The sequence below is a fragment of the Ruegeria sp. AF7 genome (assembly GCF_056541885.1).
In genome coordinates this window covers 116,769-140,088 of the sequence record NZ_JBQFYX010000007.1, presented here as the reverse complement: position 1 = coordinate 140,088, position 23,320 = coordinate 116,769, and the positions used below count along the sequence as shown (strand labels likewise).

The following is a 23,320-nucleotide window of genomic DNA, read 5'->3' as shown; positions in this document are numbered from 1 at the left end:
GGTGACACCGCACACCAAGTTCGAAGCCGAAGCCTATATCCTGACCAAGGAAGAAGGCGGCCGTCACACCCCGTTCTTCGCGAACTACCGTCCGCAGTTCTACTTCCGTACCACGGACGTGACCGGCACCGTGACCCTGGCGGAGGGCACCGAGATGGTCATGCCCGGCGACAACGTGTCGTTCGGCGTTGAGCTGATCGCACCGATCGCGATGGAAAACGGCCTGCGCTTTGCGATCCGCGAAGGCGGCCGCACCGTCGGCGCCGGCGTTGTGTCGAAGATCGTAGAATAATCGGTAGGCCGGGCTTCAGCCCGGCACATCGGTGAACAAACAAAGGCCGCTCCCTAGGGGGCGGCCTTTTTCTTTGTACTTGTATCGAAGACTGTCGACCTACCCGTAGGCCGGGCTTCAGCCGGCACGTCTGTGATCCAAATGAAAGCCGCAACAAGAACGTCAAGGCGGGGCGCATCCCGCCCGAAGAGTTCAACGAAATTCAGTTTTGCGGATAAAGCCAACTATGCAGTCGCGAGTTGGCAGATCAGCCCAACCCGCCTTCAGCTGCGGCCCGTACGGCCCGAATATTCTCGCCGTAAACCTCGGGCCGATCAACTGATCCGCCTTTGAACACGGCAGACCCGGCCACCAGCACATCAGCCCCCGCTGCGGCAACAAGGGGCGCTGTCTGGGGATCAACACCGCCGTCGATCTCGATATGCACGGGGCGGTCACCAATCATCTGGCGCAATTTGCGGATCTTGCCAGTCATGTCGATGAACTTCTGGCCGCCAAAGCCGGGGTTCACGGTCATGACGCAGACCAGATCGGTGAGGTCCAGCAGATGTTCGACCGCCTCAGCCGGGGTGCCCGGGTTCAGGGCCACGCCTGCCTTCATGCCCGCGGCGCGGATCGCCTGCAGCGTGCGGTGGGTGTGGGCCCCTGCCTCGACATGCGCGGTCAGAATGTCGGCGCCTGCATCAGCGTAGGCCTGGATGTATGGATCGACCGGCGTGATCATCAGGTGCACGTCCATGACCGTCTTTACATGCGGGCGGAACGCTTTGACGGCTGGCGGGCCAAAGGTCAGGTTCGGGACGAAATGGCCATCCATTACGTCAACATGGACCCAATCCGCGCCCTGCGCTTCGATGGCCTGAATTTCTTGCCCGAAATTGGCAAAGTCGGCGGACAGAATGGACGGCGCGATCTTGATGGTGCGGTCAAAGCTCATATTGGCCTCGTATCAGCTGAAGAGTCGCGGATGCGTATACCCGTGAGGCGGGTCGATGGATACCCCCGCACGTGTCGTGCCGTTACAAAACTTTCACTACGCTGACACATATCCGTTGAACGGCATCTGTAGCAGTCCGCCAACATGAATTGGGGGTGGCACGTGCTGCGTATCAAGAAACTGACCAAACGCTTTGGTGACAATGTTGCCGTGAATGCCGCGACGCTGGATGTGGACAAGCCATGCATGATCGGGATCATCGGACGGTCGGGCGCGGGCAAGTCCACCCTGCTGCGGATGATTAACCGCCTGACGGATGCCAGCGAAGGCGAAATCCTGTTTGAAGGCCGGGACATCACCCAACTGAAAGGCCGTGACAAACGCGCCTGGCAGGCCGATTGTGCGATGATTTTCCAACAGTTCAACCTGGTGCCGCGCATGGATGTGGTTTCGAACGTGCTGCATGGCACGCTCAACCGTCATTCGACGCTGGCCGCTATGTTCAACCTGTTCCCGATGGATGAAATTCACCGTGCCATCGACATCCTGGACCGGTTGGGGATTGCGGAACACGCTCCGAAACGGGCCGAGGCCTTGTCGGGCGGCCAGCAACAGCGCGTGGCGATTGCGCGGGCTCTGATGCAGGACCCGAGGATTATTCTGGCGGATGAACCAATTGCCTCGCTGGACCCGATGAATGCACAGGTGGTGATGCAGGCGCTGCGCCGCATCCACGAAGAAGATGGCCGCACTGTCATCGCCAACCTGCACACACTGGACACAGCACGTCGCTATTGCGACCGCGTGGTTGGGATGCGCGACGGGCGCATCGTGTTCGATGGGCTGCCCGAGCAACTGACCACGGGCGTCGCCCGCGAAATCTATGGTGCCGATGCCAGCTTCTCGGAAGAAGCGACATCAACGGAAATCGAAACGCTCGACGCCACGCAAAAGGCGCTGATGGAAGCAGAGGCAACCATCTGAGCGGTCCCAACACCTTTCATCGCCCGGCCCGATGAGAGGCCGGGGTTATCAAACTGGAGAGAGACAGATGAAAAAACTGATTGCTGCCTTGGTCGCAACCACAACACTGGCCGCACCGGTCATGGCCGAAGAAATCAGCGAATTCCGCATCGGCATTCTAGGTGGCGAGAACGCTCAGGACCGGATGAGCAAAAACGAGTGTCTGCGCGAATACACCGAAGAACTGTTGGGCGTTCCGACCAAACTTTTTGCCCCTGCCGACTATAACGGAGTGATTCAGGGGCTGCTGGGCGGCACGATTGATGTCGCCTGGCTGGGTGCGTCGGGCTATGCCAAAACCTATCTGAGCGACCCCGAAGCGGTTGAGCCGGTACTGGTTAAGGTGAACACCGATGGCGGCTACGGCTACTACTCGGTTGGTTTTGCACGCAAGGACAGCGGCATCACCTCGCTTGGTGACATGAAGGGCAAGGTTTTTGGCTTTGGTGACCCGAATTCGACCTCGGGTTATCTGATCCCGTCGATCGAGATTCCCCAGGCCACCGGAGCAACCATGGAATCGGGTGACTATTTTGCTGAGGTGAAATTCACCGGCGGTCACGAGCAGACAATTGTCGCGGTGAACAACGGTGACGTTGATGGCGGTGTGACCTGGGCTGATGGTCTTGGCGAGTGGGAAGACGGCTATCAGTCGGGCGCGCTGCGCCGCGCTGTGGATGCTGGTCTGGTCGACATGAACGATCTGGTCGAGATCTGGAAATCGGCACCGATCCCGGAAGGTCCGGTTGTACTGCGCAAGGCTCTGCCCGAGGATGTCAAAGCTCAGGTCACCGAATTGTGGAACACGCTGGATGAAAAAGACCGCGAATGTTTCTACGGGGTGGCCGCGGGTGAGGCCAAGAGCTTTGATCCAATTACGCATGAGGCCTACGAGGTCATCATCGAAGCGCGCAAGCTGAAGTCCAACTAAGACCGCAAATCCAATGATCGGGGTCCGGTGATGTACCGGACCCCGTTTTCCCTTCAGGAGCATTCCATGACAGACCTTACTGCAGGGTCCTTATCCGTCGATCAGATCCGCAACGACTATACAGCGATGACACGACGCAAGCGGGTCTATGGCGGCATCCTCCTGATTCTGTTCCTGTCGTTGATGGCGGCAGGGTTTCGCACAGCCGACAACCGGAATGCCGGCAGCTTTGTCGATGGCTGGCACCGTATTCTTGATTACCCCACAGAGGTTCTGTCCGAGGCGGGGGAGAAGATTGCCGAGATGCCAGCCAATCTGCTCTCGTTCTTCCCGGCTCTGATCGAGACAATCAACATCGCGGCGGCGGCGACGCTTGTTGGCACAATTGTCGGGACGTTTTTCGCCCTGATGTCGACACGCGGCATGGCGCTGTGGCCGTCATTGATCCCGCTGTTTCGCCGAATATCAGACATTTGCCGCGCCATTCCCGAGATCGTAATTGCGTTGGTTCTGATCTTCATTCTGGGCGGTGGCCCGGTTCCCGCGATGATCGCCATCGCGATTCACACTGCTGGCGCACTAGGCAAACTGTTTTCCGAGGTGAACGAGAACGCCTCGCTGAAACCGGTGGAAGGGCTGCATTCCGTGGGTGCCAATTGGTCACAGCGGATGTATCTGGGGGTGATTCCGCAGGTCGGTCCGAACTATGTCAGCTACGCGCTGCTGCGGTTCGAGATCAACATCCGTGCCTCGGCCATTCTTGGATTTGTTGGGGCGGGCGGTTTGGGTTACGAGTTGCGCAATGCCATGTCTTGGGGGCAGGGGCGTTATGACGAAGCCGCGGCCATCTTCATTCTTCTGTTCGTTACAATCGTGGTCGTCGACCAGCTGTCAGGCTACCTGCGCGACCGTCTGACCCACGGCTCGGAAAAAGGAGCTTTGGCATGAGCACCTTCGCAACCAATTTGACTGTTGATGACCTCAAAGCCGAAGCAGATCGCTTGTTCAACCGCAAAAGGTTGATGAATTTCGGGTTGCCTGCTCTGGTTTTCGTTTATCTGGTCTATGTCTTCTTTGCTTTTGACGTGTCGGGCCTTGTGGGGCGCGCAAACTGGGCAAATGGCAAGACGCTGGTGGCTGACAGCTATAGCTACAAAACGCATATCGCCCGGGATAATCGCACCGGTGAAGTCTCTGCCGCCATCGAGGGTGAGCGCAAAGGGGCATATCCTGAAGGGCAGGCCCCGGAGTGGGTGGCACTGGGCGAGACAACTGTGATCGACCTTGAAAAGGGCCATGTCGTGCGTTTCGGTGCGCAGACGGTGGAATATGACATTCCCGGCTATGGCACCATTCGCGCAACACCCACGCGTTCGGCCGGTGTACAGGCGGAGTTGCCGGAGGGCGAGGTTCCGGAGTGGATCAACGTCTCTAAAAACCGGCTGTCTGTGACCACGGACGCAGGTCGTTTGACTGTCACCCGCAACCGGTCCGAGGTGTTTCGCTATTTCACAGGTTGGGAATTGTTCTGGTTCACGCTGGACAGCCCTTATTTCGGCAAGTCCTCCCCGGAACTGGCCGGGCTCGCGGCGTCGGGCGAGGCGGGTGCGATCTTTAATGATTTTTGGACCAACAAGATGTGGCGCCATCAGGATGTGGCCTGGGCCATCTTCGAGACGATCCTGATGGCATTTCTGGGCACGTTTGGCGCGGCGATTGTGGCCCTGCCACTGGCCTTTCTTGCGACGCGCAATTTCAACCGGATGAGATCCATCCGCTTTGCGACACGGCGTGTATTCGACTTTGTGCGCGGCGTGGATGCGTTGATCTGGACTGTGGTTCTGGCCCGCGCCTTTGGTCCCGGCCCGTTGACCGGTGCGCTTGCCATTTTGGTGACGGACACCGGTACATTCGGCAAAATCTTCTCGGAAGCACTGGAAAACGTAGATCAGAAGCAGATCGAAGGTGTGCAGTCCACGGGTGCGAACGCCCCGCAACGGTATCGGTTTGGCGTTATCCCTCAGGTTACGCCCGTTTTGCTGAGCCAGCTTTTGTATTTCCTCGAATCCAACACCCGCAGTGCGACGGTGATCGGTGCAATCACAGGCGGCGGTATTGGTTTGCTGCTTACGCAGGCAATCATCACGCAGAAAGACTGGGAAGAGGTGGCCTATTACATCATCCTGATCATTCTGATGGTGATGTTGATGGATTGGTTTTCGGGCTGGCTGCGCCGCCGTCTGATTCAGGGTGAGGCGGGTAAAAAGCGCAGGCCGCGCACACCCGATCCCAAACCGTTCCTGTTGCCCTGAACCGGGATTGGAAGGACAAGAAAACGGCACGGTTCAGTGCGGCGCAACCGTTTGAAAAAGCGTCACAGAGCTTTTGCACGACCGTTCATCCGATTGTCGGATAACGTCGGCCCAAAGGCAGTTTATCCGGATTTCGCGCCATGCCCAACGGGATGAGACCTCCGGCAGGAGGTCGAGATCGAGCGGCAGGGGTTGTGGTTTACTCTTCGTTCAGCGTCAGCGTGACACGCTCACCAGCAAAGACGGTTCGGCCATATTCGACGGGTGCGCCGTCCGGGTCCACGTTGACACCGATCGAAAACAGCACCGGAGCACCTTCGGACAGTTGCAGGTGAAGGGCTTGCGTTGCTGTCGCGCCGCGCGCGGTCAATCGGGTCGAGATGCGGGTGTAGTCCGCGATGCCGCTGCGTTGCAGGGCTTTTGTTACTGACTGGGTCTCGGTCAGCGCCTGTAACAGGTTTGGAAAGCGTTCTGCCGGGAAGACGCTTTGAAAAACGGCTATGGGCTGCCCATCCGCCAGCGATAACCCGTCATAGACATGCACCGGGTCCCCTTTGCTCAGACCCAGTGCTTCGGCCTCGGCTTCATCTGCCGCACGTGTGGTCAGGGCCAGGATTTTCTTTCCCGGTATCTTGCCGCTGGCCGAGACGTTCTTGTGATATCGAACCCTTTTGCCAATCGGATAGTCGGTTGGCCGCGCCGCCACAAAAACGCCCGCACCGCGCCGGGCATGAACCAGACCTTGTTCCGACATGTCAGCCAACGCGCGCCGCACTGTGTGGCGGTTGACACCGTATTGGGCGGCCAGCTGCGCTTCGGTCGGCAGGCGGTCACTGGTTTGATACCGCCCTTCGGCAATGTCCGAGGTCAGGCGCAGGGCAATGCTTTTCCAGATCGGCGTTTTGCTCATGTCACCAAATCTTCACACAGTTGGAGATTGCGTGTTGCGCACACGCAGGTTAATATTTGTCTAGTTGTATAGTTCATATAGACAACCCGGCCAAGAGGCTTTGATGACAGATCAGACAGAAATCGCGAACGGGGCGCGCAGGGATTGGATGGGATTGCTGGCCCGTGCACCTGACGACACCCTGATGACCTTGTGGGACGGGATTGAGACCCGCCCGAGCTTTGACTGGCTGCGCCGCCCCGAGGTCGGGAGCGTGATGGTGCGTGGTCGCACCGGCGGCACCGGAGCGCCGTTCAACCTGGGTGAAATGACGGTCACGCGCTGTTCTGTGGTGTTGCAGGATGGAACTGTTGGTCACGGTTATGTTCAGGGTAGATCGAAACCCAAGGCCGAAGCCGCAGCATTGATTGATGCGATGATGCAGACCGGGGCAGCGGATGAGGTGCAGGCGCGGCTGCTCGACCCGCTTCAGCAGCAAATGCAGGCGGTCAAAAGCACTCGCGCGGCCAAGGCAGCGGCCACCAAGGTTGAGTTTTTCACGCTTGTTCGGGGGGAAGATTGATGGCCGCGCAAACACAGTTTTCCGGGGGCTTTGAAAACGCACCTGTCGATGCTGCACATGCGTTCCGCGCTGCGATGACCGTCATGGCATGCCCGGGCGACATACGTGTGCTATCGGGCGGCGAACCTCCAGCGCCCCTGTCCGTGGCGGCCGGTACACTGCTGCTGACGCTGTGCGACCCCGAGACCAGGGTTCACCTGGCCGGAGGCACCGATACCGCCGCAATCCGCAATTGGCTGACATTCCACACGGGCGCCCCGCTCGTATCCGCAGCAAAGGCTGATTTTGCCGTTGGCACGTGGGAGGCATTGGGACCGCTTAACGCCTATCGCATCGGAACGCCGGAATACCCGGATCGTTCTGCGACCCTGATTGTGGAATGCGACCGGCTAGAGCAGAGCGGTGCCGTTCTGAGCGGCCCCGGCATCAAAAAGACCGCGCGCCTGTCTCTGCCGGATATTCCGGCGCTTCAGGGGAACGCGATGCTCTACCCTCTGGGGTGCGATTTCTTCTTTACCTGCGGCAACAGGGTTGCGGCCCTGCCACGCAGCACGCAGATCACGTCGGAGGCGTAAGCGATGTATGTTGCTGTCAAAGGGGGTGAAAAAGCTATCGAGAACGCCCATGCCTGGTTGGCCGAAGAACGCCGGGGTGCGACCGATGTGGCGGAGCTGAGCCTTGCGCAGATTCGCGAACAGCTGAGCCTTGCAGTGAACCGGGTCATGGCGGAAGGCTCGCTTTATGACCCCGATCTGGCTGCGCTGGCGATCAAGCAGGCGCGGGGCGATCTGATCGAGGCGATCTTTCTGATCCGCGCCTATCGCACCACGCTGCCGCGTTTTGGCTATTCCAATCCGGTCGAAACGGGTGAGATGGCCTGCGACCGCCGGATCTCGGCCACGTTCAAGGATGCGCCGGGTGGGCAGGTTCTGGGACCGACGTTCGACTATACGCATCGTTTGCTGGATTTCAAATTGGCTGCGGATGGTGATGCCCCGAATGCTCCGGAAGGTTCTGCACGGCAGGAACCGACGCCGCATATCACCGAATTCCTGAAGGACGAGGGCCTCATTCAGGACGAAGAAGCAAGTGATGACACCCCCGGCGACCTGACGCGCGAACCGATGGAATTTCCTGCCAGTCGCCCGTTGCGCCTGCAATCGCTCACTCGCGGGGATGAGGGTTTCGTGTTGGGCATGGCCTATTCCACCCAGCGCGGTTACGCGCGCAACCACGCGTTTGTGGGTGAATTGCGGATCGGTAAGGTTGCGGTTGAAATGGACATCCCCGAGTTGGGGTTTGCCATCGAAATCGGCGAGGTCGAACTGACCGAGTGTGAGACGGTGAACCAGTTCAAGGGTTCAAAAACCGAGCCGCCTCAGTTCACGCGTGGTTATGGTCTGGTCTTCGGTCAGTCTGAACGAAAGGCCATCGCGATGGCCTTGGTTGATCGCGCACTGCGGTGGAAAGAACTGGGCGAAGACTATCTGGGCGCGCCTGCGCAGGATGAAGAATTTGTTCTGAGCCACGCGGACAACATTCAGGCGACCGGTTTTCTCGAACACATCAAGCTTCCGCATTACGTGGATTTCCAGTCCGAGCTTGAACTGGTCCGCAAACTGCGCCGCGAGGCTGACGCGCGGATCACGTCAAAGGAGGCTGCGGAATGAAGGCTGTTGTTTTTGATATCGGCAACGTTTTGATCCAGTGGGATCCGCATTTGGCATGGCTGGATGAGATGGGTAGCCGCGAGGCGGTGGCAGAGTTTCTCACTCGTATCGATTTCCCCGAACGCAATCTGCGGGCCGATGGGGGTGAGGATTTCGCTGATCTGGCTGCTGAACTGGAAGATGCTGACGACCAGCGACGCCTGAGTTCTTATGTTGAGCGCTATGCCATGACCGTCCCACACAAGATCGAGGGAACTTGGCGATTACTCCATCGTTTGAAAGAACAGGGCACCCCGGTTCATGCAATCACCAACTGGTCAGCGGAAACATGGCCCGTTGGTGTTGGTGTGCATCCTGAACTGGGCGAGGTCTTTGGCGTGACCGTAGTGTCAGGTCAGGAAAAGCTTTTGAAACCGCAGCCCGAGATTTTCCGTCGGATGTGCGACCGGGCCGATCTTTCCCCTCAGAACTGTATCTTTGTCGATGATAGCCCAAGAAACGTGGATGGAGCCCGCGCCGTTGGCATGGACGCCATACATTTTACCAGCCCTCAGGCCTTTGAAGTAGCCTTAACTGCGCGGGGATTGCTATGAGCGCGTACAACTTTGCATATCTGGACGAACAATCTAAACGGATGATCCGCAGGGCCATCCTGAAGGGCTTGGCTGTTCCAGGGTATCAGGTGCCCTTTGCCAGCCGTGAAATGCCGATGCCTTATGGCTGGGGCACCGGAGGGGTGCAGGTCTCGGCCGCGACGCTGACGCCTGAGGATACGCTCAAGGTCATCGATCAGGGTGCGGATGACACGACCAACGCAGTGTCGATCCGCAAGTTCTTTGAAAAGACCGCAGGTGTGGAGACGACCGAGGAAACCGAGAAGGCGACGGTGATCCAGACCCGCCATCGCATCCCCGAGGCGAAGCTGCGCGAAGATCAGATCATCGTTTATCAGGTGCCGATCCCGGAACCTCTGCGTTTCCTCGAACCGCGCGAGACCGAGACACGAAAGATGCACAGCCTTGAAGAATATGGGCTGATGCATGTGAAACTGTATGAGGATATCAGCCAGCACGGGGCAATCTCGACCGCTTACGCCTATCCGGTGAAAGTGTGTGGTCGGTATGTGATGGACCCGTCCCCGATCCCCAAATTCGACAACCCGAAGCTTGAAATGGATGCGATCCAGCTGTTCGGCGCAGGGCGCGAGCAGCGCATTTACGCGGTACCGCCACATACCCGGGTCGTGAGCCTTGATTTCGAGGATTACCCGTTCGAAGCCACCAAGGCCGATCATCCCTGTGACCTGTGCGGAGCCGAGGATAGCTATCTGGATGAAGTCATCATGGATGATGCGGGCAACCGAATGTTTGTTTGTTCGGATACCGATTATTGCCGGTCGCGCCGCGAAGCGGGCCATATGGGCCGACTGGCCGAGGAGAACGCGGCATGACCCCCCTGTTGCAAGTCAAGGGCATCGAAAAGCTCTATGGTGCGCGGATCGGATGCGCGGATGTTACTTTTGATCTCTACCCCGGTGAGGTGATGGGGATCGTGGGCGAAAGTGGCTCGGGCAAGTCGACCCTGCTGAATTGTCTGGCCGGTCATCTGGTGCCCGATGCAGGGCAGGTGATCTTTGACACGCGCGCGAACGGGCCGGTGGACACGGTAACCATGTCTGAGCCCGAACGCCGGATGTTGAGCCGTACCGACTGGGCCTTTGTGCATCAGCATGCACGTGACGGGCTGCGGATGTCAGTTAGTGCCGGAGGCAATATTGGTGAACGGCTTATGGCCGTGGGCGAGCGCCACTATGGTGACATCCGAGACAAGGCCATTGACTGGCTGGGCCGGGTCGAGATCGAGGCGGCCCGCGTTGATGACCGGCCCACCGCGTTTTCGGGCGGGATGCAGCAACGTTTGCAGATCGCCCGTAATCTGGTGACTGGCCCGCGACTGGTGTTCATGGACGAACCGACCGGGGGGCTGGATGTCTCGGTTCAGGCGCGATTACTGGACCTCTTGCGCGGCTTGGTGCGTGAAATGGGGCTGAGCGCGATCATCGTGACCCATGATCTTGCTGTGGTGCGTCTGTTGGCCGACCGCTTGATGGTGATGAAGGATGGTCATGTGGTTGAGGCCGGGCTGACCGATCAGGTGCTGGATGATCCTCAACACGCCTATACGCAGCTGCTTGTGTCCAGCGTTCTGCAGGTTTGAGTATTTGGGAAAAGGTGAAGCAATGATTGAACTGATCAATGTGAGCAAAAGCTTTACCCTGCACAATCAGGGCGGTGCCGTTATCCCGGTGATGGAAGGCGCGTCGTTGAGGGTTGAACCGGGTGAGTGCGTTGCTTTGACCGGGGCGTCTGGCGCGGGCAAGTCCACGCTGATGCGCGTGATTTATGGCAACTACCTGGCGGCCTCTGGTCAGGTGCTGGTTGGAGGTCTGGACGTGGCAAAAGCCGAGCCGCGCCAGATCTTGACCCTCCGCCGGGAAACGCTGGGCTATGTCAGTCAATTCCTGCGGGTCGTGCCGCGTGTGCCGACGCTGGACGTTGTGGCAGAGCCTTTGCTGGCCGTGGGTTGCGACAGAATTGAGGCGCTGGAGAAATCAGCCGGGTTACTGAGACGGCTGAACATTCCTGAGCGCTTGTGGACCCTGAGCCCCACAACCTTTTCGGGCGGCGAACAGCAGCGGGTGAACATTGCGCGTGGCTTTGCGCATGACTACCCGGCGATGTTGCTGGACGAACCGACGGCAAGTCTGGATGTGCAGAACCGCGAAACCGTGTTGTCGCTGATTGAAGAGGCAAAAGGGCGTGGCGCGGCGATTGTCGGGATATTCCACGACCTTGATGCACGTGAGAGTGTCTGTGACCGCGAAGTCAATGTCGCTGACTTCACACCGGAACTGGCGGCATGACACTTGCCCCTGTCATAGCGATTGTTGGCCCTTCGGGCGTTGGCAAGGACAGTGTCATGGAAGCGCTGGAGGCACAGGCACCTGGCGTCCGGCGCGTGCGGAGGGTGATCACCCGCCCCGCAGGTGAACAAGGCGAGGATTTTGACCGGGTTTCGGTTGCAGAGTTCCAGCAGATGGAACAGGCAGGCGCTTTTGCGCTGAGCTGGCCTGCACATGGACTGTTCTATGGTATCCCAGCCGAGATTTTGCGACAGCGTCAGGGGGCGAATGCGGTTCTGGTCAATCTTTCCCGCAGCGTTCTTTTGCAGGCGCAGAAGGTGTTTGGAGATCTGATTGTGATCTCTCTGACAGCAGATGCAGGGGTTTTGGCGCGGCGCCTGTCCGAGCGGGCACGGGAAAGCGCAGACGAGCAGGCGCGGCGGTTGTGTCGCGCCAAAGTGGCGTTGCCGGATGGTCTGAACCGGGTCATCCAAATTGACAATTCCGGCGCGCTGGAAGACACGGTTGCCGAAATCCTGCGCCGCCTTCAACCGGAAAGCGCGTAGCGATGGATCAGGTGAAACCGCCCTTCTTCCGCCTCGCCCATCAGGGCAAGATCAGTGATCTGGAAAGGTTGCGGCAGCAAGGGGCTCAGATGGGTGTGCAGTGCTTCTTGGGTTGCCCTGAGGGTTGGTTTGTCCAGTTTACCGCTGAGCGTGATGTGAAATCGAAACGCGTCCAGCACGTAGGGATAGCCCCATTGGGTCAGATTAGCGTCCTGCTCGGGGGTCAGTCCCGCGGCGCGGCGGCGCGTCAGTTCGGCCTGAGTGGCAGGTGCGCGAAACCGGTCGAGATCGCGAACACAGGCCGCGGCCAACGCATTCAGCGCCTGCGTTTCACCCAGCGGGCACAGGGCCAGAAAACGTCCAAGACGGGTAATTTCCAGACCGTCGAGTGTGATGGGCTGCCGAGTTGCAGCCAGCGCAATGCACGCCTGATGCAATGCGTCAAAGGTCAGGCCGTCGCGCAACCGGAACGGCGGTTTCAGGGTCGCGTGCAGCCCGTATTTGCGCGGCACCTCAGTGATGGTCGCTATGTCGATGCCACCCATGATCGGATGCGCGACCTGCGTTCCCTTTGCCATGTCCCAGCCCAGCCAGCTGGTTGCAAATTCCGTCCAGGCCACCCCGGCGGGTGGCGCAAAATAGATCGCGTATCGCGTGAATGTCACATTGGCCTCCTATTAAGTGGCCTTCCAATACCTCAGATTGCGTAAAGTTCAGATGACAGAAGACTTGATCCTTGCCAATGCCACGCTTGTGTTGCCGAATGAAACCGTGATCGGTTGTGTTCGAATAGCAGGTGACACTATCATCGAAATCGACACCGGGCGTGCAGTTCCCGCTGGTGCGATAGATTGCGAAGGCGACTATGTCAGCCCCGGTCTTGTCGAGTTGCACACGGATAATCTTGAACGCCATATTCAGCCGCGCCCCAATGTGCATTGGCCCCATGCCGCCGCCATTCTGGCCCATGACGCGGAACTGGCCAGCGTGGGGATCACAAGTGTGTTCGATGCGATGCGGGTAGGTTCAATCCCCTCCGGTGCAGGACGGTACGGAAAATATGCCCGCGGCCTGTCGCGGGAGTTGTGGGATCTGCGCGAGCAGGATGCGCTTAAGATCAGCCATTTCCTGCATTTGCGGGCAGAGGTGTGTTCCGAGACACTGATCGAAGAACTGGACGAGTTTGGACCCGAGGACAGGGTTGGCCTTGTGTCCATCATGGATCACACCCCCGGCCAGCGTCAGTTTCGCGACATGGGCAAGCTGCAATCCTATCTGAAGGGCAAATATGCCATGGACGATGATACGTTCTTTCAGCATGTGGCTCAGCTGAAAAGCCTACGGGATCGCAACGGTGATGTGCACGAGGTCGAAACCGTCAAGGCCGCGCGCCGATTTGGGGCCGTGCTTGCCAGTCATGACGATACGACCGAAGATCAGGTGAAGATCTCGGCAGGTCACGGCATTCGGCTGGCTGAGTTCCCCACAACGGTGGAAGCTGCGCGAGCGTGTCATGATCACGGTATCAAGGTCATGATGGGCGCGCCAAACGTTGTTCGCGGAGGCTCTCATTCCGGTAATGTTGCGGCCAGCGAATTGGCCGAGCTTGGGCATCTGGACGTAATGTCCTCGGATTACGTGCCGTCGGCCTTGTTATTGTCTGCGGTCATGCTGGGTGAAATGTGGGGCGATATGGCGCGTGGAATGAAGACCGTCACATTAGCCCCGGCGCAGGCCGCCGGGCTTGAGGATCGTGGCGAGTTGCGCGCCAATGCCCGCGCCGATGTTATCCGTTTCCGGATGCGCGCAGGTGTGCCAGCCCTCAACTCGGTTTGGGCGCGAGGTCGCCGCGTGGCGTAATCAGGCCGTATAGAACAGGTAACGGTCCGGTGCGATCGTCTCGGGCCCTTTGATCTGGTTGAAGCCGACAAGGGGCTGGCCGGATATCAACAACCCTCCGGGCTGCATGACCTGCGCGATCAACGGGCTGAGGCGTGCGGCCTCGGCCACATCTTCGTGTTTGATGCCACGTCCGAAATCATAATGCGCCAACGCGATCTTGTGCCCCTCGGCCATCAGTTTCCGCAGCATGGGTTCAGCTTCGCCTTGCAGGAAATCTTCGGCTGGTGGGGTGCTGTCAGGATGGCATTGCAGCACACGATCCATCACCCAGATCCGTCGGTTCGGCAGGATCTCTCGCAGGTGGTCATAGGTGCGGCCATTGCCCAGCCCCATATCCAGCACATCGCCAGTTTGGTCACTGATCTGTTCGGCTGCCCAGTTCAGCCCGTCACGTTGGGCCGTCAGTCGGCGAAGCATGGAATCCAGTCGGCTCATGACGATGTCCTTATTCGTTCTTCGGTGCGACCCAGAGTGTGGCAGGACCGTCCAGCAGATGTTTCAACAACGCCTCGGTAAAGGCCCATATGTCCTGATCATGGACCAGGTGATGGGTCAATACTCCAAACGGCTCGGCGTTGTCTGCGCGGCCTTCGCGCCTGTCCCGCAGGAGGTTAACTGTCTGAGCGACCAGGCGGTCCGGAGAGATCAGACCGCGTGAACCCCGCCAGTCAATCGGGTCAAGATGTGTGTTGACCTGCTCAAGCCCCGCAGCCGCCATTTTCGTTCTGCGGGGCGTTGCCGTGGAAAGAATGCGGTATCCCAGCGATGGAAGATGTTCGATGACTTCTGGTGCAATGCGGTTCCACGGAGGGACAAACATCGGCCGCAGGGTGTTGCCGAACAAGGCGTCAAGGCGTGACAGTCCTGCCGCGGCATCGGCAACAACCTCGTCCAACGGACGGTTGAGGCGAAACTCGGCTTTCTTCTCACTGGCGGGCGCATGGTTCTTGTGGGACCACCCGTGAACCACAGGGATGAGAGTTTCGCCGCGCGCAACATAGTTAGCCAGCGCAGGGGTTGCCGCGTGGGGAATGACGGCCAGATGTACCGGCAGGCCCAACTGTGCGGCCAGATCGGACAGGTGGTCTAACTGCGATGTCGGAGCGATCGCGTCATCGTCTCGCCACCACAGCGGCAACGACAGGCTCGCTGCATGCCAATGGGTCAGTTCGACCTCAAGTGGGTACCAGTCCGGGTTCATGTACGCCGCTCCAGCAGGTTCTTGGCGATCTCTACGGTTTGGGCCGCGCCATCAAATCCGAAATCCTGCTGTGCTCGGGGTCCATCTGAAATGACGCGCTCTACGGCCTGCGCCAACGCCTGCCCGCTCAGGGTTCGGCTGAGAAGCACCTCGATGGCTGGCAAACTCGACAGGCTTTGCCCACGCAGCCCCTGTTCAACCTCTTTGCCATCATCGAACGGGACAAAAACAGCGGGTGTTCCGCTTTGCAGAATATCCATGGCGGTGTTGTAGCCGCACATGCTGACCGATGCAGCCGCATGGGGCAGCATCTGGCGAAAATCCGGGCGCACGGGTTCCAGAATTGCCGAGGTTCCATCAGCCATTTGGGACAGCTCGTCTATTCTCGCCTTGGCATCCGTCCCGCCGACCAGCAGGCGCCAGCACCTGTTGGGCATCTGGCGGGCGGCCTCGATGGCCGCGCGAAAGATCGGTTGGCCCACAGAACCACCGCCTGCACTGACAAGGATTTCGCCCTGTCCAACCGACTGCGGATGCGGTTGAGGCAGCTCCGGTGCCACAAAGCCGGTATAATGCAACCGTTCAGCCAATCGGTCCGACACCGGCCAACTGACCGAAAGCGGTGTGACACTTTCGGTCGAGTGAACAAGAATGCCGTCATAAAAGCGGGTGACGATATCTTCTGTACGCTGGGCCTTGGCAGGTTTGGAAGGTGGGGCCAGAATATCGCGGATCGATCCCAGGATGATCGGAGGCTGAGGCAGGGCCCGTGCCGCATTCAGGGCCGCGTCGAATTCCGCTGCCAGCGACCGGCGGCCAAAGGGGAAAAGCTCGGTTATCAGGACTTGCGGCTGAAAGCTGATTACCGCCTGCACCATGGATGTCACACGTGCGCGCCGATAATCCGCGTCAGCCTCGGCACCGCTTTCAGTCAGAAGCCGGGTGAAATTGGTTCCATCCGATCTGAGCGGTGGCAATCCGAACAGGGTCAGCCCGCTGCTGTCCAGTTGAGGCGCAGGCATCCCTCCCGAAACGACCATGACTTGGTGGCCGTCATCCCGGAACGTCCGCCCCAACGTCAGAGCCCGGCTCAGATGCCCTGTTCCCAAAAGGTGCGTGACAACGATCATTACCTTCATGGCAGCGGCCCATGTTTGATCAGGTGAACGGGGTCCGGGTCTGCGGTCATTGTGTCCATATCAACGATATACAGCCGATTGCGCTTGATCTTGAAGGGGGCGGGGCCATCAAAATCCCAACCCCACGCCTGGGCGAGAATGACCCGCATGATGCCAATGTGGCAGACCGCGACCGTGTCCTGCCGCAACCCGGACATCCAGGGGCGCAACCTCGTCCAGACCTCGGCAGGGCTTTCACCATCAGGCGGGCGAAAATCCCAACTCCAGTCTTCAATATGGCGATACCCGCTGGTTTCATCGGCGATCAGGTCGATGCCTCGAAGTCCTTCCCAGTCGCCCCAATTCATTTCAATCAGCGCGTCCGAGGTTCTCGCGGTGCGCCCAGACACGATCCGCGCTGTTTCGCTGGCGCGCAGCAAGGGGCTGGACCAGATATCAGCGGCGGCCCATGGGTCAGGCAAGCGATACCCGGCCAGTTCAGACCGCGCGTCCTCATCCAGCGGAATATCACTGCGCCCCTGAATGCGCCCTGCGCGGTTCCAGTGGGTATGCCCGTGGCGAAGCAGTGCAAGACGGGTCATGATACATCCTTCAACAAGGGCCGAAGATGCGCCCACAACCGCTCGGTCGCCTGAGGCATAAGATGACGCCGGGCCACATAGCTGCGCGCATTCGCCCCAAGCGCGTGGCGCTGCGCGGTATCCTCCAGCAGGTTTTGCATGTGATCAGCAAGCCCTTTGGCCCCAGCATCAACCGATGGGTAAACCGCAGGTGCCAGCACATCCCGAACGCCGGGGCGGTCCTGTGCGATCACGGGCAGGCCTGTCGCCTGCGCCTCGAGATAGACCATCCCATAGGCTTCGTTCACGCCCGGCCAGACAAGCAGGGATGCGTGTTGGTAGATTTTCTGCAAGGCCGCCCGGTCGAGCTGGCCCAGAAAGTGCACCCGGCTTCCGAACGGCACCATCAACGCTTCAACATCCGGCCGCGCCGGACCGTCCCCCGCGATGTTCAGGTTCCAGTCACATGTCAGGTGCGAAAGGGCTTCGGCCAAAATCCGGTAGGACGCCAGCTTGTCCCCATGCCGCATCATTCCGACAGTCAGCATGGGGCCGTCCCCGGTCGTTGCCACAGGCAACACGGCTTCAGGCAGAAATGGCGGCAATTCAACCAGTGCCTGCTTGCCAAAACGGTCCCGTTCCAACGTAATCAGGTCATTGGCTGTGTGGTAGAAAATGATATCCGCTGCATCACACGCCTGATGCGCTGCTTGGGCGAAATCGGCCCACGGCCCGTTCAGCCTGCTTGATGCACGCGTGCTTTCCAGTTGCACATACGGGATGCCGCGCGCCTGGCAGACCTTGGGGCCCAGCAGGTCGGGTGCTTTGTAGTAATTGTGATAAGTCACCCACAGATCTGTATCAAAGGGCAATTCGGCGCTCAGCCGCTGTGCTTCATTCTTAGCCGCGCGAACAAGGGTTCTCTGTAGGTCCCGGTCCCCGTTCTTGTCGTAGACGCGTAGGTCCGAAGCCAGTTCGACCTTATTCCCCTGCGCCGCCAAGGCCAGCATCAGGTTTCGCGCCATTTCGCGATCGCCCGAGGGTTTCTGGCTGCCGGGAGATTTCATTGGCGCATAAAACGCAACCCGCGCCATTACGCGTCTTCCATGCTCAGGGTTTTCAGCCGGGCCGACAGCCGTGCAATACCGGGGTCCATTCGAAAATCTGCTATCAGGCGGTCATAGGCTGCACGTGCCATAGTTGCAGCCGTTTCCGGATCAGCGGCCAAAGCTGAAATGGCTGAAGCCAATGCAGCCGGGTCGTCATCAGACAACACGCCATGCGTTCCGGATTGGATGAATTCCGGGATGGCCGAAACCGGGGTCGACAGGATCGGCAACAGCTGGGATGCGGCCTCCATCAACACGTTCGGCAATCCGTCCCGGTCCCCGTCCGCAGCAATCCGGCTGGGCAAGACAAACAGGTCGGCCCTGCGCATGGCATCGATCACCTCGGGCTGATCGCACGCTCCCCTCCAGGTGATGCGGTCCGTGATACCAGCAGCGCGCGCCTGCGCGCGCAGGGTGTCACCAAGGCCCCCGCCGCCAATGTGAGACCAATGCCAGTTCAGGTTCTCCGGCAGCAGCGTGAAGGCCGCAATAAGGCGGTCAAAGCCCTTCTTTTCGACCAGTCGTCCAACGGAAATCATGTGAAACGGGTCACCAGCGGCACGTGTCCCGCGCTTTGGCGGTTCGGGGAAGCGCGACAGGTCCAGACCGTGATAGATAAGGTCCACCCGGTTGGGGTCATCAGCGAGGCTGCGCAGGTGTTCCGCGCCGATTGCCGTGCAGGTGGCCCCGAAAGCGGCCCCATATGTTGCGGCCTGCAGCTTTTCACGCTTTTCCCAATCCGGTGAGGTCCAGATATCCTTGGCATGGGCAGAAAAGCTCCATGGCAGACCGCGCATGATGGCCGCATATCGGGCGACCGACGAGGGGGTGTGCATGAAATGGGCATAGAGCCCCTGCGTCTGGGCGGGTAACTCGGCGGCCAGAACACATGCTTGCCCGAACCGGCGGATGCGGTTCGGCGTCGGGTCGCGGCGCAGGTCGTGCCGCCAGATCTTGTTGGCTTCGGCATAGCCGGGCAGGACTTGGGCGGCAGCGCGGGCCGCCCACACCCGCTGTGGCTCTTCATGCAGGTATTCTGGCAGATAGCGAACCTGCCCCGAGAAACGGTCGTGCAAAGGGTGACGTTTGGTGTCGGTTGGATGGCGCAGAGACCAGATGTCAAATCGGTGCCCGGCTTTCTGCAAGGCAACAAGTTCCTGCGCGATAAATGTTTCGGACAGTCGCGGCCAGCCTTTGACCACAACCGCCAGATTGGGAGAGGCCGAGTTCATCCAGTGGCTCGTTTCTGTTCCCGTGTCAGCAGGCTGTCAATGCGGTCGGTGACATAGTCCAAACCATCCAGCAATCCGCTTTGGATGGCCTGCGACGGCACTGATTGGTGCGGCAGGTTGCGGATGGCACGGATCATTGCGTCGGGTGTCAGGCTGTCGCGTTGTTCGTCCAGCATCTTGACCAGCCCCAGCTCTTCTGCGCGTGAGGCCCGTATCCATTGTTCCAGACGGGGTGTGGTGCGTGGAACGATGACGGCCCGTTTGTCAAAGGACAGGACCTCGCAAAACGTGTTGTAGCCGCCCATGCAGACCACGCCTTCGGCCCCGGCAAACAGCGTTTCGATCTGCGATTCAAATCCAACCGCGGTTACACGACCATTCAATGCGGCAACCCGTGCTTCGAATTCATTCCTCAATTCACCCGACAGGAATGGGCCATAGACCAGCACGGCACGCGGCGACAGGTCTGGGTCTTTCTCGTAGGCGGACAAGACGAGGTTGACCAACGCCTTGCCATCGCCCCCGCCGCCGGGTGTGATCAGGATATAGGGTTGCTGAGGCGGTTCCCCGACCGGGCCGAGATCGCGGCGCAGATATCCCGTCCAGTGAATGCGGGATCGCGCTGACGCGCTTAGCGGCAAGCCTTGCGTCGGGTCATAGATCGACTGCGATCCATAAACCCAAATCTCATGATAGAACCGCTCGGTCGCTTCGATGGCTTCTTTGCGCGCCCACTCGGCAGCCAGTACTTCGGGTTCGTCCAGCACATCACGCAGACCCAGAACCAGTTTCGTTCCGCAATGGCGTTCAAGGTATTTCAGTGTCGGCACCAGCTCACCCCGGAACCCTGTCGGTTCCTTGTCGACGACCAACACGTCGGGGTCGAATTGCTGAACCGCAGTCTGGATCAATCCCGCGCGCAATTCGGTTACTTCGTCGATACCCATTCCGATTGTACGCGCGGCATACGATCCGTCCGCGCGCTTGGTCACGCCGGGCAGGCGCACATGGTCAACGCGGCGGGGAAAGGTAAAACGGCCTGCCACGGGCGAACCCGTCAGGATCAGCGCCGAGGCGCTTGGGTCCGCCTGCGTGATTGCCGCAGCCAAGGCGCGGGACCGGCGCAAATGCCCCAGACCGAACGTGTCGTGGCTGTAAAACAGGATACGCGGCGCGCGGTCCGGTTTAGAATTGGTTGTGCCAAGGCTCATAGTGTTGCCCGTCTTCTTGATCCCAGAGCGAAATCCGCGCGTTCGCAAGCGTTACTGTATATTTCAATCCCACGCTTGCCAAAGGCGGATTTGCGCACTTGCAAATGTTTCAAGCATTGCGATTTGGCAACAGCGTATTGACTGTTTCGCGACATATCGCACCACCGCCAGACAAGATCGCCTAATGAGAACGATGAAGACAATCGAGGCCGACCAGAAACCTTTGCTTGGTCATATTCAATTATTGAAAGATTGAAAACACCTGCGCTCATCAGAGTGCGCCAAGAACACGTCCAAACACGATATTGAGACGGTTCGATGCGAGTATTTGAACTGCTTGAAACGCTTCTGTAATCTGACCAATATCGGCAAAAACTGGATGCACGACCCAATGCGAAATAACTTTCTGGCCGCATTTTTTTTGGCGTTTTGGGCCATTTTCCTGAGCATTTCCACTGGTGCATTGGCGCAGTCATCCTTGATTCCCGGATATCCTTCAGGGTCGGGCAGTTCGTCCGAGGCCGACAAGGAAAGTGATCTGGCCGCTGCAATCCGCGCGGCCAGCAATGCGGGCGCAAGTGTCATTGTCATCGACAGTGCCGGTCAGGTTGTGACAACGGCAGGCGGAAAGGATGCAGGTTCGGGGGGCGCAGACAGCGATTCGAGCAACCCGATGGGTGACGGTTCGCAACTGATGAAGGCGCAAGAGCGGTTCTCGAAGTTCCGTGAGTCGATGCAATCGAGGCTCGAGGCGCTGCCCTATTCTATTTTTGAAGTACAATACATCCTGCGCCAGACCAGCCCGGATGGCCGAATTCAGACCTATGTCGAGGTGTTGGGTTGGAACATCCTGTTCCTGTTACTTGGGCGGTGGCTGTCGATCGAGATATACGGGAAGCGGTTCGCGCGCCGCTGGGTGGTGGCGCGGATCAAGGACGAACCACAGGGGTATCGGGAAAAGATGCCGTTCCTGCTGTTCCGGTTCCTGATGGGGATTGGAGCCACGGTCTTTGCCATGATCATGGCTTTGATCGTCGGGTATCTGATCTTTGGCGAGGCCGAGGATATCTCGGTCCAGTTCACGATCACGGCAATCTTTACGGCCTTTTTCCTGTCGCGCACGGTGTCGGACCTCTGGCGCATGGTCCTGTCACCTTATCTGAGCCAATATCGATTACCGCCCTTTTCGGACAAGAATGCGCGCAGGCTGTATATTTGGGCGTCCGTGCTGGCGACCTATGACATTTCGGTCGTTCTGTTTTCTACCTGGGTCGCGGATTTTGGACTGAACTACAACGTCTACGCCATGGTGTATGGCGGTCTGACAATGCTGGGCGCGCTGGGCAACATACTGATGATCCTGTTCAACGCCCGTGCAATCTCGAACGCGATCCGGGGTGGGCGGGCATCCGAACAGGTGTCATGGCTGTTGCGGTTTGTGTCTTTCGGCTGGGCACCGGCGTTGATCATCTATGTCGTGTTCAGCTGGTTCCGTCTGGCTGTTGATCTGGCGCTGGAGCATCCGACGCCGCTGCCGCTGATTGCAAGCAGCTATCTGATCTTCATGTCCGTGGTCGTGGCCTATGGTGCAATGAACTATCTGCTGGAGCGGTATTTTGACCGCTCGCGCATGATTAGCGAAATAAACGGGGAAGCCGCCGCAGCGGAAGAAGGCGTCGGGACGACGGATATACCCGAGCCCGAACAACCGAAGCAGCATCTTCTGACTTATGAAGACCTGGCCCGCCGGGTAGCCGGAATTCTGGCTTTCGTGCTCGGGGCTTATGCGCTTGTCGTGATATGGTATCCGAACGCAGACTGGAGCGAGGATCTGCCGGTTGAACGTGCGCTGGATGTGATGGTTGTCCTGTTCATCGGGTACATCCTGTTTCACTTCTTTCGGATTTGGATCGACAGCAAAATCGCTGAAGAATCCGACGATGGCACCGAGGTTGAACTGGGCGACGAAGGTGGCGAAGGCGGGCAAAGCCGTCTGGCAACGTTGTTGCCGCTTTTCCGGGGCGCAATTCTGGCCGTTGTAGTGGTTACAATCGTTCTGATAGTCCTGATGGAACTGGGTATCAATGTCAGCCCGCTGTTTGCGGGTGCCGGTGTGGTTGGTCTGGCCGTGGGATTCGGGTCGCAAACGCTGGTGCGCGACATTTTTTCCGGCGCATTCTTCTTGTTGGATGATGCGTTCCGGAAAGGAGAATACATCGACATTGGGGATGTGAAAGGCACGGTCGAGAAAATCTCGGTCAGGTCCATGCAACTGCGCCACCATCTGGGTGCGCTGAACACCATTCCCTTTGGCGAGATCAAAGTGCTGACCAACTACTCGCGCGATTGGGTAATCATGAAGCTGCCGCTGCGCGTGACCTATGACACCGATGTCGAGAAGGTCCGCAAACTGATCAAGAAACTGGGACAGGAGTTGTTGACCGATCCTGTAATCGGAGACAATTTCATCCAGCCGCTGAAGTCGCAGGGCGTGATCGAGATGCAAGATTCGGCGATGATCATCCGGGTCAAGTTCATGACGAAACCGGGCGATCAGTGGCTGGTTCGCAAAAAGGTCTATCAGGACATACGCGAGTTGTTCGCGCGCGAAGGGATCAAGTTTGCACATCGCGAAGTCACTGTAAGATTAGCAGATGGGAAAGAGGCGGAAGACCTGACACCAAAACAGCGTGAAGCCGTAGCGGGGGCTGTTCAGACTGCGATTGACGAGGATTATCTGGACGATATCGGACCGGGCGGCGACGACCGTTAGCAAGGCCTTCCGCCGCTCTGAATTGCGCCTCGGATGAGGTGCCACCGACAGCGTGAGGTCCGACCGCGCGTTTCGCGCGGCGGTTGGG

The 23,320-nt window shown here is 58.9% G+C and carries 25 protein-coding genes; 15 read left to right on the top strand and 10 right to left on the bottom strand.

Annotation, left to right across the window (positions count from 1 at the left end):
* A partial coding sequence (locus ACR0AP_RS13485; RefSeq protein WP_480507129.1) for an EF-Tu C-terminal domain-related protein occupies window positions 1-292 on the top strand: 292 nt, incomplete at its 5' end.
* Window positions 293-539: 247 nt separating this feature from the next.
* Here the strand turns inward: ACR0AP_RS13485 and rpe are convergent.
* Window positions 540-1,229, bottom strand: coding sequence for a ribulose-phosphate 3-epimerase (gene rpe / locus ACR0AP_RS13480; RefSeq protein WP_209598264.1), 690 nt, complete (start codon window positions 1,227-1,229; stop codon window positions 540-542).
* 162 nt (window positions 1,230-1,391) lie between these two features.
* Here rpe and phnC point away from each other — a divergent pair, with 162 nt between their 5' ends.
* The 4 genes from phnC to phnE (ACR0AP_RS13460) all read left to right on the top strand — a co-directional run bounded on the left by phnC (window position 1,392) and on the right by phnE (ACR0AP_RS13460) (window position 5,495).
* Window positions 1,392-2,213, top strand: coding sequence for a phosphonate ABC transporter ATP-binding protein (phnC, locus tag ACR0AP_RS13475; protein WP_480507128.1), 822 nt, complete (start codon window positions 1,392-1,394; stop codon window positions 2,211-2,213).
* A gap of 67 nt (window positions 2,214-2,280) precedes the next feature.
* Complete coding sequence (gene phnD / locus ACR0AP_RS13470) at window positions 2,281-3,183, top strand: phosphonate ABC transporter substrate-binding protein (protein ID WP_480507127.1); 903 nt, start codon at window positions 2,281-2,283, stop codon at window positions 3,181-3,183.
* 66 nt (window positions 3,184-3,249) lie between these two features.
* Window positions 3,250-4,131: a phosphonate ABC transporter, permease protein PhnE gene (gene phnE / locus ACR0AP_RS13465; RefSeq protein ID WP_480488337.1), complete on the top strand. Its 882-nt coding sequence runs from the start codon at window positions 3,250-3,252 to the stop codon at window positions 4,129-4,131.
* Window positions 4,128-5,495: a phosphonate ABC transporter, permease protein PhnE gene (gene phnE, locus ACR0AP_RS13460; RefSeq protein WP_480507126.1), complete on the top strand. Its 1,368-nt coding sequence runs from the start codon at window positions 4,128-4,130 to the stop codon at window positions 5,493-5,495. The genes phnE (ACR0AP_RS13465) and phnE (ACR0AP_RS13460) overlap by 4 nt, the downstream gene beginning before the upstream one ends.
* A gap of 199 nt (window positions 5,496-5,694) precedes the next feature.
* Here phnE (ACR0AP_RS13460) and phnF read toward each other — a convergent pair whose 3' ends face one another.
* Entirely contained in the window at window positions 5,695-6,405 is a 711-nt protein-coding gene (gene phnF, locus ACR0AP_RS13455) for a phosphonate metabolism transcriptional regulator PhnF (protein WP_480507125.1), read from the bottom strand.
* A 103-nt stretch (window positions 6,406-6,508) separates the two neighbouring features.
* Between phnF and phnG the strand changes: the two genes are divergently transcribed.
* Genes phnG through phnN form a run of 8 tightly spaced genes read left to right on the top strand, consistent with a single transcriptional unit; the run spans window position 6,509 to window position 12,105 of the window.
* On the top strand, window positions 6,509-6,967 hold the full coding sequence (gene phnG / locus ACR0AP_RS13450) for a phosphonate C-P lyase system protein PhnG (RefSeq protein WP_480507124.1): 459 nt from the start codon (window positions 6,509-6,511) through the stop codon (window positions 6,965-6,967).
* Window positions 6,967-7,542 carry a phosphonate C-P lyase system protein PhnH gene (gene phnH / locus ACR0AP_RS13445; RefSeq protein ID WP_480488331.1) on the top strand — a complete coding sequence of 192 codons (576 nt, stop codon included), beginning with the start codon at window positions 6,967-6,969 and terminating at the stop codon, window positions 7,540-7,542. The genes phnG and phnH overlap by 1 nt, the downstream gene beginning before the upstream one ends.
* A gap of 3 nt (window positions 7,543-7,545) precedes the next feature.
* A complete protein-coding gene (locus ACR0AP_RS13440) occupies window positions 7,546-8,637 on the top strand; it encodes a carbon-phosphorus lyase complex subunit (protein WP_480507123.1) in 1,092 nt (363 codons plus the stop codon).
* Complete coding sequence (locus tag ACR0AP_RS13435) at window positions 8,634-9,230, top strand: HAD family hydrolase (RefSeq protein ID WP_480484063.1); 597 nt, start codon at window positions 8,634-8,636, stop codon at window positions 9,228-9,230. The genes ACR0AP_RS13440 and ACR0AP_RS13435 overlap by 4 nt, the downstream gene beginning before the upstream one ends.
* Window positions 9,227-10,087 carry an alpha-D-ribose 1-methylphosphonate 5-phosphate C-P-lyase PhnJ gene (locus ACR0AP_RS13430; protein WP_480507122.1) on the top strand — a complete coding sequence of 287 codons (861 nt, stop codon included), beginning with the start codon at window positions 9,227-9,229 and terminating at the stop codon, window positions 10,085-10,087. The genes ACR0AP_RS13435 and ACR0AP_RS13430 overlap by 4 nt, the downstream gene beginning before the upstream one ends.
* The gene (phnK, locus tag ACR0AP_RS13425) at window positions 10,084-10,854 is read left to right on the top strand and encodes a phosphonate C-P lyase system protein PhnK (protein ID WP_480484061.1); all 771 of its coding nucleotides are present in this window, start codon (window positions 10,084-10,086) and stop codon (window positions 10,852-10,854) included. Before ACR0AP_RS13430 ends, phnK begins: the two co-directional genes overlap by 4 nt.
* 22 nt (window positions 10,855-10,876) lie before the next feature.
* Window positions 10,877-11,560 carry a phosphonate C-P lyase system protein PhnL gene (phnL, locus tag ACR0AP_RS13420; RefSeq protein ID WP_480507121.1) on the top strand — a complete coding sequence of 228 codons (684 nt, stop codon included), beginning with the start codon at window positions 10,877-10,879 and terminating at the stop codon, window positions 11,558-11,560.
* On the top strand, window positions 11,557-12,105 hold the full coding sequence (phnN, locus tag ACR0AP_RS13415; protein ID WP_480507120.1) for a phosphonate metabolism protein/1,5-bisphosphokinase (PRPP-forming) PhnN: 549 nt from the start codon (window positions 11,557-11,559) through the stop codon (window positions 12,103-12,105). Before phnL ends, phnN begins: the two co-directional genes overlap by 4 nt.
* Here phnN and ACR0AP_RS13410 read toward each other — a convergent pair.
* Window positions 12,087-12,770, bottom strand: a complete 684-nt coding sequence (locus ACR0AP_RS13410) for a DUF1045 domain-containing protein (protein ID WP_209505313.1) — start codon at window positions 12,768-12,770, stop codon at window positions 12,087-12,089. The genes phnN and ACR0AP_RS13410 overlap by 19 nt on opposite strands.
* A 52-nt stretch (window positions 12,771-12,822) precedes the next feature.
* Here ACR0AP_RS13410 and ACR0AP_RS13405 point away from each other — a divergent pair, with 52 nt between their 5' ends.
* Window positions 12,823-13,965, top strand: a complete 1,143-nt coding sequence (locus ACR0AP_RS13405; RefSeq protein WP_480507119.1) for an alpha-D-ribose 1-methylphosphonate 5-triphosphate diphosphatase — start codon at window positions 12,823-12,825, stop codon at window positions 13,963-13,965.
* Here the strand turns inward: ACR0AP_RS13405 and ACR0AP_RS13400 are convergent, their stop codons facing one another.
* Genes ACR0AP_RS13400 through ACR0AP_RS13370 form a run of 7 tightly spaced genes read right to left on the bottom strand, consistent with a single transcriptional unit; the run spans window position 13,966 to window position 20,459 of the window.
* Window positions 13,966-14,442 (bottom strand): class I SAM-dependent methyltransferase, encoded by a 477-nt coding sequence (locus tag ACR0AP_RS13400; RefSeq protein WP_480484057.1) that lies wholly within the window; start codon window positions 14,440-14,442, stop codon window positions 13,966-13,968. It lies immediately after the preceding gene.
* A gap of 10 nt (window positions 14,443-14,452) precedes the next feature.
* Window positions 14,453-15,208, bottom strand: coding sequence for a polysaccharide deacetylase family protein (locus ACR0AP_RS13395; protein ID WP_480484056.1), 756 nt, complete (start codon window positions 15,206-15,208; stop codon window positions 14,453-14,455).
* Window positions 15,205-16,347, bottom strand: coding sequence for a glycosyltransferase family protein (locus ACR0AP_RS13390; RefSeq protein ID WP_480507118.1), 1,143 nt, complete (start codon window positions 16,345-16,347; stop codon window positions 15,205-15,207). Before ACR0AP_RS13390 ends, ACR0AP_RS13395 begins: the two co-directional genes overlap by 4 nt.
* On the bottom strand, window positions 16,344-16,928 hold the full coding sequence (locus tag ACR0AP_RS13385; protein ID WP_480507117.1) for a histidine phosphatase family protein: 585 nt from the start codon (window positions 16,926-16,928) through the stop codon (window positions 16,344-16,346). Before ACR0AP_RS13385 ends, ACR0AP_RS13390 begins: the two co-directional genes overlap by 4 nt.
* Window positions 16,925-18,001: a glycosyltransferase family 4 protein gene (locus ACR0AP_RS13380; RefSeq protein WP_480507116.1), complete on the bottom strand. Its 1,077-nt coding sequence runs from the start codon at window positions 17,999-18,001 to the stop codon at window positions 16,925-16,927. Before ACR0AP_RS13380 ends, ACR0AP_RS13385 begins: the two co-directional genes overlap by 4 nt.
* Complete coding sequence (locus ACR0AP_RS13375; RefSeq protein WP_480507115.1) at window positions 18,001-19,248, bottom strand: glycosyltransferase family 4 protein; 1,248 nt, start codon at window positions 19,246-19,248, stop codon at window positions 18,001-18,003. Before ACR0AP_RS13375 ends, ACR0AP_RS13380 begins: the two co-directional genes overlap by 1 nt.
* Window positions 19,245-20,459: a glycosyltransferase family protein gene (locus ACR0AP_RS13370; protein ID WP_480507114.1), complete on the bottom strand. Its 1,215-nt coding sequence runs from the start codon at window positions 20,457-20,459 to the stop codon at window positions 19,245-19,247. The genes ACR0AP_RS13375 and ACR0AP_RS13370 overlap by 4 nt, the downstream gene beginning before the upstream one ends.
* Window positions 20,460-20,850: 391 nt before the next feature.
* Between ACR0AP_RS13370 and ACR0AP_RS13365 the strand changes: the two genes are divergently transcribed.
* Window positions 20,851-23,232 carry a mechanosensitive ion channel domain-containing protein gene (locus ACR0AP_RS13365; protein WP_480507113.1) on the top strand — a complete coding sequence of 794 codons (2,382 nt, stop codon included), beginning with the start codon at window positions 20,851-20,853 and terminating at the stop codon, window positions 23,230-23,232.
* The last annotated feature ends 88 nt before the right edge of the window (window positions 23,233-23,320 follow it).

Bases quoted from the DNA above. Each gene is read 5' to 3' on its own strand.
- rpe (WP_209598264.1), bottom strand. From the start codon at position 1,229: ATGAGCTTTGACCGCACCATCAAGATCGCGCCGTCCATTCTGTCCGCC.
- phnD (WP_480507127.1), top strand. From the start codon at position 2,281: ATGAAAAAACTGATTGCTGCCTTGGTCGCAACCACAACACTGGCCGCA.
- phnE (WP_480488337.1), top strand. From the start codon at position 3,250: ATGACAGACCTTACTGCAGGGTCCTTATCCGTCGATCAGATCCGCAAC.
- phnE (WP_480507126.1), top strand. From the start codon at position 4,128: ATGAGCACCTTCGCAACCAATTTGACTGTTGATGACCTCAAAGCCGAA.
- phnF (WP_480507125.1), bottom strand. From the start codon at position 6,405: ATGAGCAAAACGCCGATCTGGAAAAGCATTGCCCTGCGCCTGACCTCG.
- phnG (WP_480507124.1), top strand. From the start codon at position 6,509: ATGACAGATCAGACAGAAATCGCGAACGGGGCGCGCAGGGATTGGATG.
- phnH (WP_480488331.1), top strand. From the start codon at position 6,967: ATGGCCGCGCAAACACAGTTTTCCGGGGGCTTTGAAAACGCACCTGTC.
- ACR0AP_RS13440 (WP_480507123.1), top strand. From the start codon at position 7,546: ATGTATGTTGCTGTCAAAGGGGGTGAAAAAGCTATCGAGAACGCCCAT.
- ACR0AP_RS13435 (WP_480484063.1), top strand. From the start codon at position 8,634: ATGAAGGCTGTTGTTTTTGATATCGGCAACGTTTTGATCCAGTGGGAT.
- ACR0AP_RS13430 (WP_480507122.1), top strand. From the start codon at position 9,227: ATGAGCGCGTACAACTTTGCATATCTGGACGAACAATCTAAACGGATG.
- phnK (WP_480484061.1), top strand. From the start codon at position 10,084: ATGACCCCCCTGTTGCAAGTCAAGGGCATCGAAAAGCTCTATGGTGCG.
- phnL (WP_480507121.1), top strand. From the start codon at position 10,877: ATGATTGAACTGATCAATGTGAGCAAAAGCTTTACCCTGCACAATCAG.
- phnN (WP_480507120.1), top strand. From the start codon at position 11,557: ATGACACTTGCCCCTGTCATAGCGATTGTTGGCCCTTCGGGCGTTGGC.
- ACR0AP_RS13405 (WP_480507119.1), top strand. From the start codon at position 12,823: ATGACAGAAGACTTGATCCTTGCCAATGCCACGCTTGTGTTGCCGAAT.
- ACR0AP_RS13400 (WP_480484057.1), bottom strand. From the start codon at position 14,442: ATGAGCCGACTGGATTCCATGCTTCGCCGACTGACGGCCCAACGTGAC.
- ACR0AP_RS13395 (WP_480484056.1), bottom strand. From the start codon at position 15,208: ATGAACCCGGACTGGTACCCACTTGAGGTCGAACTGACCCATTGGCAT.
- ACR0AP_RS13390 (WP_480507118.1), bottom strand. From the start codon at position 16,347: ATGAAGGTAATGATCGTTGTCACGCACCTTTTGGGAACAGGGCATCTG.
- ACR0AP_RS13385 (WP_480507117.1), bottom strand. From the start codon at position 16,928: ATGACCCGTCTTGCACTGCTTCGCCACGGGCATACCCACTGGAACCGC.
- ACR0AP_RS13380 (WP_480507116.1), bottom strand. From the start codon at position 18,001: ATGGCGCGGGTTGCGTTTTATGCGCCAATGAAATCTCCCGGCAGCCAG.
- ACR0AP_RS13375 (WP_480507115.1), bottom strand. From the start codon at position 19,248: ATGAACTCGGCCTCTCCCAATCTGGCGGTTGTGGTCAAAGGCTGGCCG.
- ACR0AP_RS13370 (WP_480507114.1), bottom strand. From the start codon at position 20,459: ATGAGCCTTGGCACAACCAATTCTAAACCGGACCGCGCGCCGCGTATC.
- ACR0AP_RS13365 (WP_480507113.1), top strand. From the start codon at position 20,851: ATGCGAAATAACTTTCTGGCCGCATTTTTTTTGGCGTTTTGGGCCATT.